The sequence below is a fragment of the Sanguibacter inulinus genome (genome assembly GCF_013415325.1).
In the GTDB taxonomy this organism is placed as follows: Bacteria; Actinomycetota; Actinomycetes; order Actinomycetales; family Cellulomonadaceae; genus Sanguibacter; species Sanguibacter inulinus.
This window is the reverse complement of record NZ_JACBYE010000009.1, coordinates 25,859-40,240: the sequence shown is the minus strand read 5'-3', so window position 1 is coordinate 40,240 and position 14,382 is coordinate 25,859. Positions and strand designations below refer to the sequence as shown.

12 protein-coding genes are annotated in these 14,382 nt (G+C 70.5%); 6 read left to right on the top strand and 6 right to left on the bottom strand.

All coding sequences use genetic code 11. The features are described from left to right. Nucleotides 1-101: 101 nt before the first annotated feature. Nucleotides 102-743, bottom strand: a complete 642-nt coding sequence (ctaE, locus tag HZZ10_RS05665) for an aa3-type cytochrome oxidase subunit III (protein WP_056132113.1) — start codon at nt 741-743, stop codon at nt 102-104. A 250-nt stretch (nt 744-993) separates the two neighbouring features. Between ctaE and HZZ10_RS05660 the strand changes: the two genes are divergently transcribed. Both HZZ10_RS05660 and trpD read left to right on the top strand, forming a co-directional pair. Beyond that, nucleotides 994-1,410, top strand: coding sequence for a response regulator transcription factor (locus HZZ10_RS05660; protein ID WP_179912765.1), 417 nt, complete (start codon nt 994-996; stop codon nt 1,408-1,410). A gap of 41 nt (nt 1,411-1,451) precedes the next feature. Next, nucleotides 1,452-2,507: an anthranilate phosphoribosyltransferase gene (trpD, locus tag HZZ10_RS05655; protein ID WP_056134020.1), complete on the top strand. Its 1,056-nt coding sequence runs from the start codon at nt 1,452-1,454 to the stop codon at nt 2,505-2,507. A gap of 18 nt (nt 2,508-2,525) precedes the next feature. On the opposite strand, the gene HZZ10_RS05650 is transcribed toward trpD, so the two are convergent. The 3 genes from HZZ10_RS05650 to HZZ10_RS05640 all read right to left on the bottom strand — a co-directional run bounded on the left by HZZ10_RS05650 (nt 2,526) and on the right by HZZ10_RS05640 (nt 6,600). Beyond that, nucleotides 2,526-2,807 carry an Lrp/AsnC family transcriptional regulator gene (locus HZZ10_RS05650; protein WP_012866578.1) on the bottom strand — a complete coding sequence of 94 codons (282 nt, stop codon included), beginning with the start codon at nt 2,805-2,807 and terminating at the stop codon, nt 2,526-2,528. 55 nt (nt 2,808-2,862) lie between these two features. Then, complete coding sequence (locus HZZ10_RS05645; protein WP_179912764.1) at nt 2,863-4,713, bottom strand: DEDD exonuclease domain-containing protein; 1,851 nt, start codon at nt 4,711-4,713, stop codon at nt 2,863-2,865. A gap of 69 nt (nt 4,714-4,782) precedes the next feature. Further along, the gene (locus HZZ10_RS05640; RefSeq protein ID WP_179912763.1) at nt 4,783-6,600 is read right to left on the bottom strand and encodes an AMP-dependent synthetase/ligase; all 1,818 of its coding nucleotides are present in this window, start codon (nt 6,598-6,600) and stop codon (nt 4,783-4,785) included. 138 nt (nt 6,601-6,738) lie between these two features. Between HZZ10_RS05640 and HZZ10_RS05635 the strand changes: the two genes are divergently transcribed. After that, nucleotides 6,739-7,683, top strand: a complete 945-nt coding sequence (locus tag HZZ10_RS05635) for an ROK family glucokinase (RefSeq protein ID WP_179912762.1) — start codon at nt 6,739-6,741, stop codon at nt 7,681-7,683. Nucleotides 7,684-7,921: 238 nt separating this feature from the next. Here the strand turns inward: HZZ10_RS05635 and HZZ10_RS05630 are convergent, their stop codons facing one another. Next, entirely contained in the window at nt 7,922-8,575 is a 654-nt protein-coding gene (locus HZZ10_RS05630) for a hypothetical protein (protein ID WP_179912761.1), read from the bottom strand. 74 nt (nt 8,576-8,649) lie between these two features. On the opposite strand from HZZ10_RS05630, the gene HZZ10_RS05625 reads away from it, so the two are divergent. The 3 genes from HZZ10_RS05625 to HZZ10_RS05615 all read left to right on the top strand — a co-directional run bounded on the left by HZZ10_RS05625 (nt 8,650) and on the right by HZZ10_RS05615 (nt 12,084). After that, nucleotides 8,650-9,429, top strand: a complete 780-nt coding sequence (locus tag HZZ10_RS05625; RefSeq protein WP_056134023.1) for a lysophospholipid acyltransferase family protein — start codon at nt 8,650-8,652, stop codon at nt 9,427-9,429. 82 nt (nt 9,430-9,511) lie between these two features. Then, the gene (locus HZZ10_RS05620) at nt 9,512-10,735 is read left to right on the top strand and encodes a pyrophosphate--fructose-6-phosphate 1-phosphotransferase (protein WP_179912760.1); all 1,224 of its coding nucleotides are present in this window, start codon (nt 9,512-9,514) and stop codon (nt 10,733-10,735) included. After that, entirely contained in the window at nt 10,732-12,084 is a 1,353-nt protein-coding gene (locus HZZ10_RS05615) for a class II 3-deoxy-7-phosphoheptulonate synthase (RefSeq protein ID WP_179912759.1), read from the top strand. The genes HZZ10_RS05620 and HZZ10_RS05615 overlap by 4 nt, the downstream gene beginning before the upstream one ends. A 186-nt stretch (nt 12,085-12,270) precedes the next feature. On the opposite strand, the gene pknB is transcribed toward HZZ10_RS05615, so the two are convergent. Further along, nucleotides 12,271-14,382, bottom strand: a complete 2,112-nt coding sequence (gene pknB / locus HZZ10_RS05610) for a Stk1 family PASTA domain-containing Ser/Thr kinase (RefSeq protein WP_179912758.1) — start codon at nt 14,380-14,382, stop codon at nt 12,271-12,273.

The window sequence follows — 14,382 nt, the reverse complement described above, 5'->3', positions numbered from 1 at the left end:
ATGGATCCTCGTCTCACAAGATGGGTGTTCGGGGGCTGTGGTCGGCTGGGGAGCCGGACCGGGGTTCTCGGGGTGGAGCAGGTGGTGCGGGGAGGGTGTCGTCACCGGAGGAAGTAGATGACGCCGAAGAGCGCGATCCACACGACGTCGACGAAGTGCCAGTAGTACGACACGACGATCGCCGTGGTGGCCTCGTGGTGACCGAAGTTCTTGGCGGTGAAGGACCGACCGAGCAGGAACAGGAAGGCGATGAGCCCACCGACCACGTGGAGGCCGTGGAAGCCCGTCGCGAGGTAGAAGACCGAGCCGTACGGGCTCGACGAGATCGTCAGGCCGGCCTCGACCAGCTCCGAGTACTCGAAGATCTGACCGGCGACGAAGAACGAGCCCATGAGGTAGGTGAGCGTCATCCACTCGTTCATGCCCCACCGGTTCACGGCGAAGATCGAGCCGGAGCGGCGCGGCTGCATCCGCTCTGCGGCCCACACGCCCATCTGGCAGGTCACCGATGACAGGACCAGGACGGAGGTGTTGATCGCGGCGAAGGTGAGGTTGAGGTGGGAGGTACCCTCCGCCCACTCCTCAGGAGAGATCGTCGCCCGGATGGTGAAGTACATCGCGAAGAGGCCCGCGAAGAACATGAGTTCGCTCGCGAGCCAGACGATGGTTCCGACCGACACGGGGTTCGGGCGGTTCACGCTGACGTGGGTGTGGGTGCTGGGGGCAGCCGTTGCAGTCGACACCCCATCATTATGGCTGACGAACGGGGGATGGTGGGCCCTAGGACCCACCGATTCAGGCCGCTGAATCTCACAATGCTGCAACGGCGGGCGGTTCTGTGGCCATCTCGTGACGGAGCGTTCACAACTGTCACCAAAACGGGGCCGCACGGCGGGTCGGATCCGTGCCAAGATGCTCAGGAGACCCACATCCTGGCCGCGCGACAGCTCGTCGGCAGGGGTGCCGACCAGCGACAGCGAGGACCTAGGACTCATGGCGACCGCAGCTCCCGTACGCACGATCCTGCTCTACTCGGACGACTCCTCGGTGCGTGAGACCGTCCGCGGTGCTGTCGGGTCGGTCGCCGACTCAGCCGGCACCGTGATCGAGTGGCTCGACGTCGCCACGCACGCCGAGGTCGTCCGACGCGCAGACCTCGGGGGGATCGACCTGATGATCCTCGACGGGGAGGCCGACAAGGCCGGTGGGATGGGTGTGTGCCGTCAGCTCAAGAACGAGATCTTCGAGTGCCCGCCGGTCCTGCTGCTCACCGGGCGTCCCCAGGACGCCTGGCTCGCGTCCTGGTCGCTCGCCGACGTCGCTGTGCCCAGGCCCATCGACCCGATCGAGCTCCAGCGTGCGGTCCGTCGCGTGCTGGCCGGCGAGGTCGTCGCCGGTGCGGCCCTGTGACCGCGGCACCCGCGCCGCGCCCGACCTCCGCTCCCCGCACGCTGGCGTCGTCCGACGTCCCGTCGTCGTGGCCCGACCTCACCTCGGTGCTCGTCGCGGGCCAGGACCTCTCCGCGCGCCAGACCGCGTGGGCCATGGACTCGGTGATGTCTGGCGCTGCGACCCCGGTCCAGCTGGCTGGCTTCCTCGTCGCGCTCCGCTCCAAGGGTGAGACCGTCGCGGAGCTCACGGGGCTCGCCGACGCCATGCTCGACCACTCGGTACCGTGCCGTGTCGACGGCCCGACCCTCGACATCGTCGGGACCGGCGGCGACCGCGCCCACACCGTGAACATCTCGACCATGTCGGCGATCGTCTTGGCCGGGACCGGGATCACCGTGGTCAAGCACGGCAACCGCGCGTCGTCGTCGTCCTCGGGGTCGGCCGACGTCCTCGAGGCCCTCGGCATCCGGCTCGACCAGCCCGCACGGCGGGTCGCGGAGATCGCCTCCGAGGTCGGCATCACCTTCTGCTTCGCCCAGGTGTTCCACCCGTCGATGAAGCACGCGGCCGCAGCCCGCCGTGACCTCGGGATCCCGACGGCGTTCAACTTCCTCGGTCCGTTGACGAACCCGTCGCAGCCGCGTGCCACGGCCGTCGGGGTCGCTGACGCGCGGATGGCGCCCATCGTCGCCGGGGTCTTCGGCAGCCGGGGGACGCAGGCGCTCGTCTTCCGCGGCCAGGACGGGCTCGACGAGCTCGCCGCGACCTCGCTCGCGGACGTGTGGGAGGTGCGCGACGGGGTCGTGACCACCTCGACGCTCGACGCTGTCGGAGATCTCGGGCTCACCCCGATCTCGGTCGAGGACCTCCGGGGGGCCGACGCCGCCTACAACGCCGGTGTCGCCCAGGCGCTGCTCGACGGCTCGACGGGACCCGTGCGCGAGACCGTCCTGCTCAACGCCGCGGCGGCGCTCGTCGCGGACGGCAGCCTCGAGGGGACCTCGGAGGGCACGCTCGTCGAGCGGCTCACCGCCGGGATGCGGCACGCGGCCGAGTCGATCGACTCGGGCAGCGCCCGCGGAGTCCTCGACCGCTGGGCTGCCGCCGCGGCCTGAGCCGGGTGCGGCGAGGAGTCAGTCTTCGAGACCCAGGGCGAAGGCCGCGTCGAGGTCGCTGCTCGAGAACTCGCGGAAGGCGAGATAGGTCCGCGTGCGGCGCACGCCGGGGACCTTGCTGATCCTGTCGGCGATGACGTCGGCGAACTGGTTGTGGTCCTGCACGTGGACCATCGCGATGAGGTCGACCTCGCCGGTGACGGAGTAGACGGCCGAGACGCCCTCGACCTCGGCGATCTTCGTCGCGGCCTCGGGGATGAGGGCCTGGTCGGTGTCGATCATGACGATGGCTGTGGGCACGATCTGTCTCCTCGGAGCCGGCGGGTCGGGCTGTGCTCGTCTCAGTATGCCGCGCTCAGCCCGCGGCCGAGACAACCTCGGCCGTCGACCTGCCGACCACGTACTTCTCGGCTCCCGAGACAGGGCAGGTGAGTGGCAGGTCGGTCTCGACGAGCCGCACGCCGGGGGACCGCAACCATGCGACGACGAGGTCGGTCTCCTCGGGGTGGCACGCAGGACCTGCCGAGGTCGGGGGGACGACGTGCTCGGCGACGGCGACGGCGGCCGCGACGGCAGCGAGCGGGTCGTGGCCGTGCTTGCAGACCGCCGTCGTCGCGAGCCGCCCGTACCGCACGACGACGATCTCCCAGCCGGCGGTCTCGGTCGGTCGTGCGGCGACGATCTGCGGGCTGGCGACGACGGGCGCGAGCCGCTGGGCGCGCGAGGCACCGGCGAGGAAGGCCTCGAGCCTGTCGCGGTCGGTCCCGGCGTCCTCGAAGCGCTGCTGCTCGACGTGCTCGGCGATGCGCCGGGCGAGCGCTGTCACGACGGGGCTCGGGTCGTGCGCCATCGACCGGGCCAGCCCGGCCACGACGTCGGCGTAGTCGTCGGTCGGAGCCGTCGCTGGACGAGCCTCGGGGCGGACGCACGGGGCCGAGCAGCGGCCCATCTCGGCGAGGACGCAGGCCGAGGCGGAGGCGGAAGGCACGGCGGGGAGCTTCTTGGTGCACTGGCGCACCTGGTGCGCCGACTGGAGGGCCTCGACGGCCTCGGTCGCCCTGGACCTCGAGACGAAGGGCCCGACGACAGCCTCCCCGGGGCCGGCTGCGCCGTCGCGCACCACGGTGAGCCGCGGGTACGCCTCCGCGGACAACCGCACCCAGTGCATACGCTCCGGGTGCTTGGACCGCCGGTTGTACCGCGGCGCGTGCTCGGTGATGAGCCTGAGCTCGCGCACCCGGGCTTCGAGGTCTGTCGCGCACGGCACGGCGCGCACGCTCACGGCCAGCCGGATCATCTCGGTCATGCGGCTGCGCTTCTCGGCGGCCGTGAAATAGCTGCGCACCCGGGTGCGCACGTTCTTCGACGTCCCGACGTAGAGCACCTCGTCGGCCGGCCCGACGAACATGTAGACCCCCGGACCGCTCGGCATGTCGTCGGCGAGGTGCCGGCGCCTGCGGATGTCGTCCGGGACGGGGTCTGTCGCCGTGGCGAGGTCTTCGAGGTGCGTGATGCCCAGGGGTGCCATCCGGTCGAAGAGCGCGTGCATCACGTCGACGGTCGCGCGGGCGTCTGAGAGCGCCCGGTGGTCCGGGGTGACCGTCGCCCGGAAGAGGGCCGCGAGCGTGCCGAGCTTGTGGTTCGGGGCCTCGTCGCGGGTCACCACCCGTCGGGCGAGCGGCACGGTGTCGAGCACCTGGTTGCCGGGCCACGCGAGGTCCATGCGACGCGCGGCCGCCTTGAGGAAGGAGATGTCGAAGGGGGCGTTGTGGGCGACCAGCACGGCACCGCGGGCGAACTCGAGGAAGGACGGCAGCACCAGCTCGATGCCGGGTGCGCTCGCGACCATGAGCGTCGTGATGCCGGTCAGCCGGGCGATGAAGGCCGGCACGGGCACACCAGGATTGACCAGGGACTGGAACTCGCCGATCACCTCGCCGCCCCGGACCTTGACCGCACCGATCTCGGTGATCCCCGAGTCCTTCGACGAACCGCCGGTGGTCTCGAGGTCGACGACGACGAAGGTCACGTCGCTCAGAGGTGTGCCGAGCTCGTCGAGCCCGAGCTGCACGGGGGTGCCGGACATGTCGACGGGTCCCGGGGAGCGCAGCGTCCCGCTGACGGTCCGCAGGGCACCCGGCAGCCGCTTCCCGGCGTCCCGGGGGCCAGGGGCTGGGCGGAGGTCGTTCGAGCGCTGCGCGTGCATGCCGGCGAGACTACGGGCACCCACCGACAGAGCTGCCGGCAGGTGCCCGGGAGGCGTCAGCGAACTGGGCTAGCCGTGCTGCTCGGAGCCGTCCGCGTAGAGCGCCTCGACGGCGTCGTCGAAGTCGACGAGGACCAGGGAGCGCTTCACCTTGAGCGAGGGGGTGAGGTATCCGTTGGCCACCGTGAAGTCCGAGGGGAGCAGCGTGAACTTGCGGATCGACTCCGCTCGGGAGACGGCCCGGTTGGCGCGCTGCACGCCGGCGTCGATCGAGGTGAGCACGTCGGTGTCGACGAGAGCCTCCTCGAGGGACATCGCGGGCTTGCCGTGGGAGCTGAGCCAGCCTGGGAGGCTCTCCACGTCGAGGGTCACCAGGGCCGCGATGAACGGCTTGGCGTCACCCACCACGACGACCTGGCTGACCAGCGGGTGCGAGCGGAGACGGTCTTCGAGGACGGCGGGCGCGACGTTCTTGCCGCCCGCGGTCACGATGATCTCCTTCTTGCGGCCGGTGATGCGCAGGTAGCCCTGCTCGTCGAGGGAGCCGATGTCCCCCGTGCGGAACCAGCCGTCGGCTGTGAAGGCCTCGGCCGTGGCCTCAGGATTGCCGTGGTACCCGCGGAACACGTGCGGACCCTTGAGCAAGATCTCACCGTCCGCCTCGAGCCTCACGCCGTGCCCCGGGAGGGGCGGACCGACGGTCCCGATCTTGCTCAGGCCCGGCAGGTTCACGCTCGTGGGCGCTGTGGTCTCGGTGAGCCCGTAGCCCTCGAGGACGACGAGGCCGACCCCCCTGTAGAAATGCCCGAGGCGCTCCCCGAGGGCAGCGCCGCCCGAGACAGCGTGCTTCACGTGCCCGCCGAGGGCTGTGCGCAGCTTGCCGAGGACGAGCACGTCGGCGAGCTTGTGCCGAGCCCGCAGCGCCAGCCCGGGCCCGCCCCCCTCGTCGAGAGCGCGGGAGTAGGCGATCGCCGTCGAGGCCGCCCACCGGAAGATCTTGACCTTGCCGCCCGCCGCGGCCTTCTGCTCGGAGGAGTTGTAGACCTTCTCGAAGACCCTCGGGACCGAGAGGATGTACGAGGGCTGGAAGCCGGCGAGGTCCTCGAGCAGCGTCGCGGTGTCAGGGGTGTGGCCGAGCACCGATCCCGCCGGGACGACGAGCACGTGGATGAACCGTGCGAAGACGTGCGCGAGCGGCATGAACAGCAGCGTGCGGCGCCGTCCGTGGTGCAGGACCTCGCGCAGGCCCTCGGAGGCGTTGACCGTGAGCACGTAGAAGTTGCCGTGTGTGAGCTCGGCGCCCTTGGGGCGGCCCGTCGTGCCCGAGGTGTAGATGATCGTCGCGACGTCGTCGAGGCCTGCGAGGCTGCGACGACGGAGGATCTCCTCGTCGGGGACGCCCGCCCCGGCCGCCACGAGCTCGTCGATCGCACCGTCGTCGATGGTGTGGACAGACCGCAGCCCCGGGGCACCCGTCCGCGCGGCCTCGACGGTGCTCGCGTGCTCGGAGGTCTCGACGACGAGCAGCCTGACGTCGGCGTCCGACAAGATCCACTCGACCTGGTCGGCGCTCGACGTCTCGTACAACGGCACGGTCACGGCTCCGGCGCGCCAGATGGCCCAGTCGAGCAGCGACCACTCGTAGCGGGTGCGCGACATGATGCCGACGTGGTCGCCAGGGGCGACCCCTAGGGCCACGAGGCCCTTCGCGACAGCGTCGACCTGCGCGTCGAACTCGCGGGCCGAGACCGACGTCCACGACCCGCTCTGCTCCTTGCGTTCCATCAACGGTTCGTCACCCGAGACCTCGACCCTGCTGGCCAGCAGATCGTTGAGGTTCTTGCCCGGATCGACGGTGATGAGGGCGGGGGTGTGGAACTCGTCCATGCTGACTCCAGTGGCAGTGGTCGACGGGGGTCCGACACTAGCCGGTCATCGAGTGTGCGGCGACACCTCAGACCTGAGTACGCTGCTGTGCGGGTCGCACAGGGATGCGTCACACGTCGAGTGAGTGAGGAACTGTTCATGCACGCCATCGGGGTCGACATCGGCGGGACGAAGATCGCGGCTGGGGTGGTGGACGAGAAGGGGCAGATCCTCGCTCAGACCCGGGTGAGCACAGAGCCTGACGACGCGTCGAGCATCGACCGGGCCATCGCCGAGGTGTACCGCGAGCTGTCCAAGGACTACGAGATCGGCGCTGTCGGTCTCGCCGCCGCCGGCTTCGTCAGCTCGGACCGGACCTCGGTGAACTTCGCCCCCAACATCGCGTGGCGCGACTACCCGATCGCCGCGCGTGTCGGTGAGCTCATCGGCACCGACGTGCCGATCGTCGTCGAGAACGACGCGAACGCGGCCGGCTGGGCCGAGTTCCGCTTCGGGGTCGGCCGCGACGCGAGCGACATGCTCATGCTCACGGTGGGCACCGGGCTCGGCGGCGCGATCATCGTCGGCAACCAGCTCGTCCGCGGACGCTGGGGCGTCGCCGCCGAGGTCGGCCACATGCGCGTCGTGCCGAGCGGTCACTACTGCGGCTGCGGCCACGAGGGCTGCTGGGAGCAGTACGCCTCCGGCTCCGCCCTCGTCCGTGACGCCCGCGCGGCGGCGATCGCCCGCCCGCGCGAGGCGGCGCACCTGCTCGACCTCGTCGACGGCAAGGCCGACGACATCAACGGCCCGCTCGTCACGATGGCTGCGCAGTCTGGAGACCCGCTCTCGATCGAGCTGCTCGCCGAGCTCGGACGCTGGATCGGTGAGGGCGCCGCGTCGGTCGCCGCGCTCCTGGACCCCGAGCTGATCGTCATCGGGGGAGGGGTCGGCGCAGCCGGCGACCTGCTGGTCAAGCCGGCACGCGAGGCCTACGGCCAGGCGCTCCCGGCCCGTGGGCACCGCCCCGAGGCACGCATCGACCTCGCAGCGCTGGGCAACGAGGCCGGCATCGTCGGCGCGGCGGACCTCGCCCGCAGCTGACCGGACCGGGCGGCCCTGCGGGGCAGCCCCGACACAGCAGGAGCCCCTCACCCGTGCCGGGTGGGGGGCTCCTGCTGCGTCTGAGGTCTAGCGGGCGTGGGCGACGCCTGGTCTGCTCCTGGTGCGACGGGGCCCACCAGACGACGACGCTGGCCAGGCGGCCGAGCCCGTCAGACGGTCCTGCTCGTCAGACGGCGCTGCTCGTCACACGGTCCTGCCCGTCAGACGACGGCGACGGTCAGACGACGGCGCCGCCGTCCCCCGAGTCGTCGTCGCGGTGCGTGGGCATGCGCCACACCAGCAGGGCCGCGCCCGCGAGGAACATGCCGACGAGCGTGACGTAGGCCGAGGTCGGGGCGTCGCGCCACAGGACGATCGCGAGCACGGCCAGGACGGGCGCCGCGACGACCGCGAACCACCCGAGGTTCCTCAGCCGGTCTGCGCTCAGCTCGAAGTCCGGGTCCGGCGGGACGAAGTCACCCTCGGCCTCGCGGGCCGCCTGAGCCTCGTCGCTGACGACCCAGCTCCGGTGCCCCGAGGGGTGCACGCGCGGGGCAGCGGGTCCCTGAGGCTCGGCCTCGTCCGAGGGCTGGTCGACCCAGGGCGCGACCGGGAAGTCGAACCCGCCAGCCTCCGCCGCAGGTGACGCGGTTAGATCACCGGCCCGATCCGTGGAAAGATCGGAGAGTTCTGCGACGATCTCCTCCCAGGCCGCATCGGTCTGGCGCTGGTCCATCGGGCCGCGGTCCCGCGCACTGTAGCCTCGTGGCTGCTCGTGCTCCGGGTCCTGGGTGTCGTCGTCAGCGGGCGCGGCGGTCTCGCCGTCCGGCTGCTCGGGCGGGTCCGGCTGCTCACCCGGCGGGTTCGCGGGGTCATCGGTGGTTCCTGACATGGAGATCACTCTAGAGTCGGATGCGAGTCCCGCAGGGGCGAGGCGCACGAGGAGGCGGGTTGTTCTACTGGCTGATGAAGCGAGTCCTGGTCGGGCCGCTTCTGAGACTCATGTTCCGACCGTGGGTGCGCGGGCTCGAGAACATCCCTGGCGACGGTCCGGCGATCATCGCCAGCAACCACCTCGCCGTGATCGACTCCTTCGTCCTCCCGCTGGTCCTGGACCGCGAGATCGTCTTCATCGGCAAAGCCGAGTACTTCTCCGGGACAGGCCTCAAAGGACGCCTCACCGCGGGCTTCATGCGCGGTGTCGGCACGATCCCCGTGGACCGCTCCGGTGGCAAGGCGAGCGAGGCAGCGCTGCGGACAGGGCTCAACAGGCTCGCCGACGGCGGCCTCTTCGGCATCTACCCGGAGGGCACCCGCAGCCCCGACGGCCGCCTCTACCGCGGCAAGACCGGCGTCGCCCGCCTCGCGCTCGAGTCCGGCGCCCCGGTCATCCCCGTCGCGATGATCGGCACCGACAAGGCCCAGCCGATCGGCAAACGGCTCCCGAAGCCCATGCGCATCGGGATCGTCATCGGTGAGCCCCTCGACTTCTCCCGCTACGCGGGGATGGAGAACGACCGCTTCATCCTGCGCTCGGTGACCGACGAGATCCTCTACTCGCTCATGAGCATCTCGGGCCAGGAGTACGTCGACATCTACGCCGCGACGCAGAAGGCGCGCCTCGCTGCCGGCGTCAAGGCCACCCAGGCGGGCACGGCTGCGCCGAGTGCGCCGGGCGGACGCCGAGCACCTGACGTCCAGGTGCCGGAACCGCCCCAGGAGACCCCCGGTCCGTCGGTAGACTGACGCCCGGTCTTACGTACGATTCCAGCGCCCGACCAGCACGCACCTGCGCGCTCGCGGCCGGGCACGATGAGAGGTTGTTCCCATGACGGTCCGTCGCGTTGCGCTCCTCACGGCAGGCGGCTTCGCCCCGTGTCTTTCGTCCGCTGTAGGTGGGCTCATCGAGCGCTACACGGAGCTTGCACCCGAGGTCGAGATCATCGCCTACCAGCACGGCTACCACGGCCTGCTGACCGGGAACAAGATCGTCATCGACGCCGAGACCCGCAAGAACGCTGGCGTCCTGCACCGCTTCGGTGGCTCGCCGATCGGCAACAGCCGCGTCAAGCTCACCAACGCCGCAGACTGCGTCAAGCGCGGGCTCGTCCAGGAGGGCGAGAACCCGCTGACCGTCGCAGCCGAGCGCCTCAAGGCCGACGGCGTCGACGTCCTGCACACCATCGGTGGCGACGACACCAACACGACGGCTGCCGACCTCGCCGCGTACCTCGAGGAGAACGGCTACCACCTCACGGTCGTCGGGCTCCCCAAGACGATCGACAACGACGTCGTGCCGATCAAGCAGTCCCTCGGTGCCTGGACCGCTGCCGAAGAGGCCGCGCACTTCGCGGAGAACGTCATCGGCGAGCACCGCTCGGGCCCGCGCATGCTCATCGTGCACGAGGTCATGGGCCGGCACTGCGGCTGGCTCACGGCGGCCTCGGCTGCGGCCTACCGCAAGAACCTCGACACCAAGGAGTGGGTCCCGGGCATCGGCCTCACCAAGGAGCGGTGGGACATCCACGCGGTGTTCCTGCCCGAGCTCGCCCTCGACATCGAGGCGGAGGCGAAGCGCCTGCGCACGGTCATGGACGAGGTCGGCAACGTCAACATCTTCCTCTCCGAGGGTGCGGGCATGAACGAGATCGTCGCCCAGCTCGAGGCCTCCGGAGAGACCGTCGAGCGCGACCCCTTCGGTCACGTCAAGCTCGACACGATCAACCCCGGCGCCTGGTTCGCCAAGCAGTTCGCCGAGCTCCTCGGCGCCGAGAAGACCATGGTCCAGAAGTCCGGCTACTACTCGCGCGCCGCGGCCGCCAACGCCGAGGACCTACGCCTCATCAAGTCGATGACCGACCTCGCCGTCGACTGCGCCTTCCGCAACGAGTCCGGCGTGATCGGGCACGACGAGGAGGACGGCGACCGTCTCAAGGCGATCGCGTTCCCGCGCATCGCCGGTGGCAAGGCCTTCGACGTGCAGCAGCAGTGGTTCGGCGAGCTGCTCGGCGAGATCGGCCAGGACCTGGTGCCCGCCCCCGCCCACTCATGAGCGTGACCGTCGATCCGGAGATCGCCGCCGGGCTCGACCACTTCCGCACGCTCGTCGCGGGTCAGCAGCCTGTGTGGCCCGACGCCGAGCACCTGCGCTCGGTGAGCGAGCGCCTCGCGGCCGTGCCGCCGCTCGTCGTGCCCGCGCAGCTCGAGACGCTCACCGAGCGTCTCGCGGCTGCCGGGCGCGGCGAGGCCTTCCTGCTGCAGGGTGGCGACTGCGCCGAGACCTTCGCCGAGGCGAACGCCGACCGTGTGCGCAACAAGGTGCGGACCATCCTGCAGATGGCTGTCGTGCTCACGCACGGCGCCAGCATGCCCGTCGTCAAGATGGGTCGCATGGCCGGGCAGTACGCCAAGCCGCGCAGCTCGAACGACGAGACGCGCGACGGCGTGACGCTGCCCGCGTACCGCGGCGACATGGTGAACGGTCACGCCTTCACCGAGGGTGCGCGCGTGCCTGACCCGGAGCGCCTGCTGCAGGGCTACACGATCTCCGCGGCGACGCTCAACGTCGTCCGTGCCCTGACGACGGGCGGCTTCGCCGACCTGCGCCAGGTGCACGAGTGGAACCGCGGCTTCATGACGAACCCCGCCTATGCGAGGTACGAGCAGACCGCAGCGGAGATCGACCGCGCGATCCGGTTCATGGCGGCGTGCGGGGCTGACTTCGAGGCGCTGCGCACCGTCGAGTTCTTCGTCAGCCACGAGGCGCTCCTGCTCGACTACGAGCGCGCGCTCACGCGGGTGTCGTCCCAGACGGGCCTGCCGTACGACTCGTCCGGGCACTTCCTCTGGATCGGCGAGCGGACGCGCCAGCTCGACGGCGCGCACGTCGACTTCCTCTCGCGGATCTCGAACCCGATCGGTGTGAAGCTCGGTCCGACCACGACCGGTGACGACGCTCTTCGTCTGCAGGAGCGGCTCAACCCTGACGGGGTGCCGGGCCGGCTCACCTTCATCACCCGCATGGGGGCCTCGAAGATCCGCGAGGCGCTGCCGCCGATCGTCGAGAAGGTCACCCGCGAGGGCGGTCCGGTCACCTGGGTCACCGACCCGATGCACGGCAACACCATCACGTCGGACTCTGGGTACAAGACGCGCCGCCTGGAAGACGTGCTGGACGAGGTCCGCGGCTTCTTCGAGGTGCACCGTGGTCTCGGATCGGTCCCTGGAGGGCTGCACGTCGAGCTCACGGGTGACGACGTCACCGAGGTTCTCGGCGGCTCCGAGGAGATCGACGACGCAGGTCTCGCGCTGCGGTACGAGACTCTTGTCGACCCGCGCCTGAACCACCAGCAGTCGCTCGAGATGGCCTTCCAGGTCGCACAGATGCTGCAGGCCCGCTGAGCGGGACTGTCGCACCAGGAGCACTGCCCAGACGACGAAGGACCTGACCTCTCCCTGAGGTCAGGTCCTTCGTCGTGTGCGAGTCGTCGTTGCTCGGCTGGTGGTCGTCCCCTGCTGCTGAGGCGTCGGGCGGATCGAGCCGACCCTGCGCGGGGCAGGGACTGCGAGGGACAGGGCCTGCGTGGGTCAGAGCTTCAAGGTGATGGTCGATCCCTTGCGCAGCTCGCTGCCGGGTGCGGCGCTCTGCTCGCGCACCTCGTTGCCGAAGAGCCCGAGCCAGTACGCGACGTCGACCTTGAAGCCGGCGGCCTCGAGCTCGGCGCGCGCCTCCGCGACAGGCTTGGTGATGACGCTCGGGACCTCGACGTAGGGCATGCCGAGCGAGACGACGAGGGTGGCCTCGTCCCCGCGGAAGGCCTGCGTGCCCTGCTCGATGCTCTGCGAGATCACCTTGCCCTCGGGGACGGTGTCGCTGTACTCCTCGGTCGTGACGACCGAGATGTCGATCGCGGCGAGCTGTTCGGTCGCCTCTTCGAGCGACAGCGGGACCAGCTGGGGCACGGTGACGGGCTCGGGGCCCTTCGAGACCGTGAGGACGATCGGCTCGTTGTGGGGGAGCGTGGCACCCTCGGCGGCCGACAGGCTGAGGACCGTGCCTGCAGGGACGTCGGTGCTCCACTGCTCCTCGCTGGTCACCTGGGTGAATCCTGTCGCGCGCAAGGACGCCTCGGCGTCGGTGGCGGCGATGTTCGTGAGCCCCGCGGGGACCACGAAGGTCTCGATGCCGAGAGACACTGTCAGCTCGACGGTCCCGTCCTTGGGGATCTGCTCGCCCTCGGCGGGGCGCACGTCGACGACGGTGCCTTCGGGGACCGTGTCGCTGTAGGCCTCGGACGTGTCGGCACCGAGACCGGCCGTCGTCAGCGTCGCCACGGCGTCGTCCGACGGTACGGCCGTCAGACCCGCCGGGACCTCCGTGTAGTGGCCGGGGCCGGCGGTGTACCACCAGTACGTGCCGGCGGCGCCACCCCCTCCGAGCACGAGGACCAGGACGAGGACCCATGCCAGGGCTCGCCTGCGGCGACGCGGCACCGGCGGCTCGTCGGGAGCGTTCTCGTCGGAGATCTGGCCCGAGCCGATGCTCAGGGCGATGGTCGAGCCTGAGCTCGCGTGCGAGAGGCTCTGTGTGAGGTTCTCGGAGGACGACCCGGGGTCGGTGCGGCTCGTCGAGGTCGTGGCAGCCCGGGCTGAGGTCGACGGCGAGGAGACCCGGACCACACCGGTCGCGTCGAGCAGGGCCGAGATGTCGGCCGACTCCTCGCCGCGGGCGTCGGTACCTGTCGTCTGACCGCCCGCTGCCTCGGCGTCTCCTGCCGTCACGTCGTCGTCAGAGTCGTCGCTCGCAGGCGAGGGTGCCACCACGGGCTTCTCGCCCTTGCGACCGAGGACGTCGTCAGAGAGCTCGGCCCGGACACGGCGGACGTAGGCCAGGGCCGCGGTCGCGTCGGCGGGGCGGTCCTCCGGGCTCTTGGCGGCGAGCGCGCAGGTGAGCTCGTCGATCTCCGCAGGGAGCCAGGGGAGGGTGTCGGAGGGTTCGGGGACCGAGCCGTTGACGTGCTGGAAGGCCACCTGGATCGGCGTCGAGCCCGTGAAGGGCTGCGTCCCGGTGAGCATCTCGTAGAGCATGACGCCGACGGCGTAGACGTCGGTGCGCGTGTCGCACTGTCCTGTCGCGATCAGCTCCGGGCCGAGGTAGGCGACGGTACCGAGGATGGTCCCGGTGGTCGTCGAGGTGACCTCGGTGACGGCACGCGCGAGACCGAAGTCGGCGACCTTGATGCGTCCGTCGGTCGCGAGCAGGATGTTCTCGGGCTTGATGTCCCTGTGCACGAGGTCGTGCCTGTGCGCGGCTGCGAGGGCGTCGAGCACGTGCTCGACGACGTCGAGGGCGTCGGCGACGGTGAACGGGCCCTCGTCCTGGATCCGGTGGCGCAGGTTCGTCCCGTCGATGTACTCCATCGTCAGGTAGCTCGTCTCGCCGTCGACGCCCTGGTCGTAGACGGCGACGAGGCCGGGGTGCGTGAGCCGTGCAGCGGCGCGGGCCTCACGTCGGAAGCGCGAGACGAAGTCCGCGCCTGACGCACCGTCGGCGAGGTGCGGGTGCATCACCTTGACCGCGACCTCGCGGTCGAGGCGACGGTCGCTCGCCAGGTAGACGGTCGCCATGCCGCCGCGCGCGATGCGTTCGAGCACCTCGTAGCGCCCGTCGACCAGACGGCCGACGAGTGCATCAGTCAC

Excerpts from the sequence above, each read along its gene's own strand:
- HZZ10_RS05660 (WP_179912765.1), top strand. The coding sequence starts at position 994 with ATGGCGACCGCAGCTCCCGTACGCACGATCCTGCTCTACTCGGACGAC.
- HZZ10_RS05645 (WP_179912764.1), bottom strand. The coding sequence starts at position 4,713 with ATGCACGCGCAGCGCTCGAACGACCTCCGCCCAGCCCCTGGCCCCCGG.
- HZZ10_RS05640 (WP_179912763.1), bottom strand. The coding sequence starts at position 6,600 with ATGGACGAGTTCCACACCCCCGCCCTCATCACCGTCGATCCGGGCAAG.
- HZZ10_RS05635 (WP_179912762.1), top strand. The coding sequence starts at position 6,739 with ATGCACGCCATCGGGGTCGACATCGGCGGGACGAAGATCGCGGCTGGG.
- HZZ10_RS05630 (WP_179912761.1), bottom strand. The coding sequence starts at position 8,575 with ATGTCAGGAACCACCGATGACCCCGCGAACCCGCCGGGTGAGCAGCCG.
- HZZ10_RS05625 (WP_056134023.1), top strand. The coding sequence starts at position 8,650 with ATGAAGCGAGTCCTGGTCGGGCCGCTTCTGAGACTCATGTTCCGACCG.
- HZZ10_RS05620 (WP_179912760.1), top strand. The coding sequence starts at position 9,512 with ATGACGGTCCGTCGCGTTGCGCTCCTCACGGCAGGCGGCTTCGCCCCG.
- HZZ10_RS05615 (WP_179912759.1), top strand. The coding sequence starts at position 10,732 with ATGAGCGTGACCGTCGATCCGGAGATCGCCGCCGGGCTCGACCACTTC.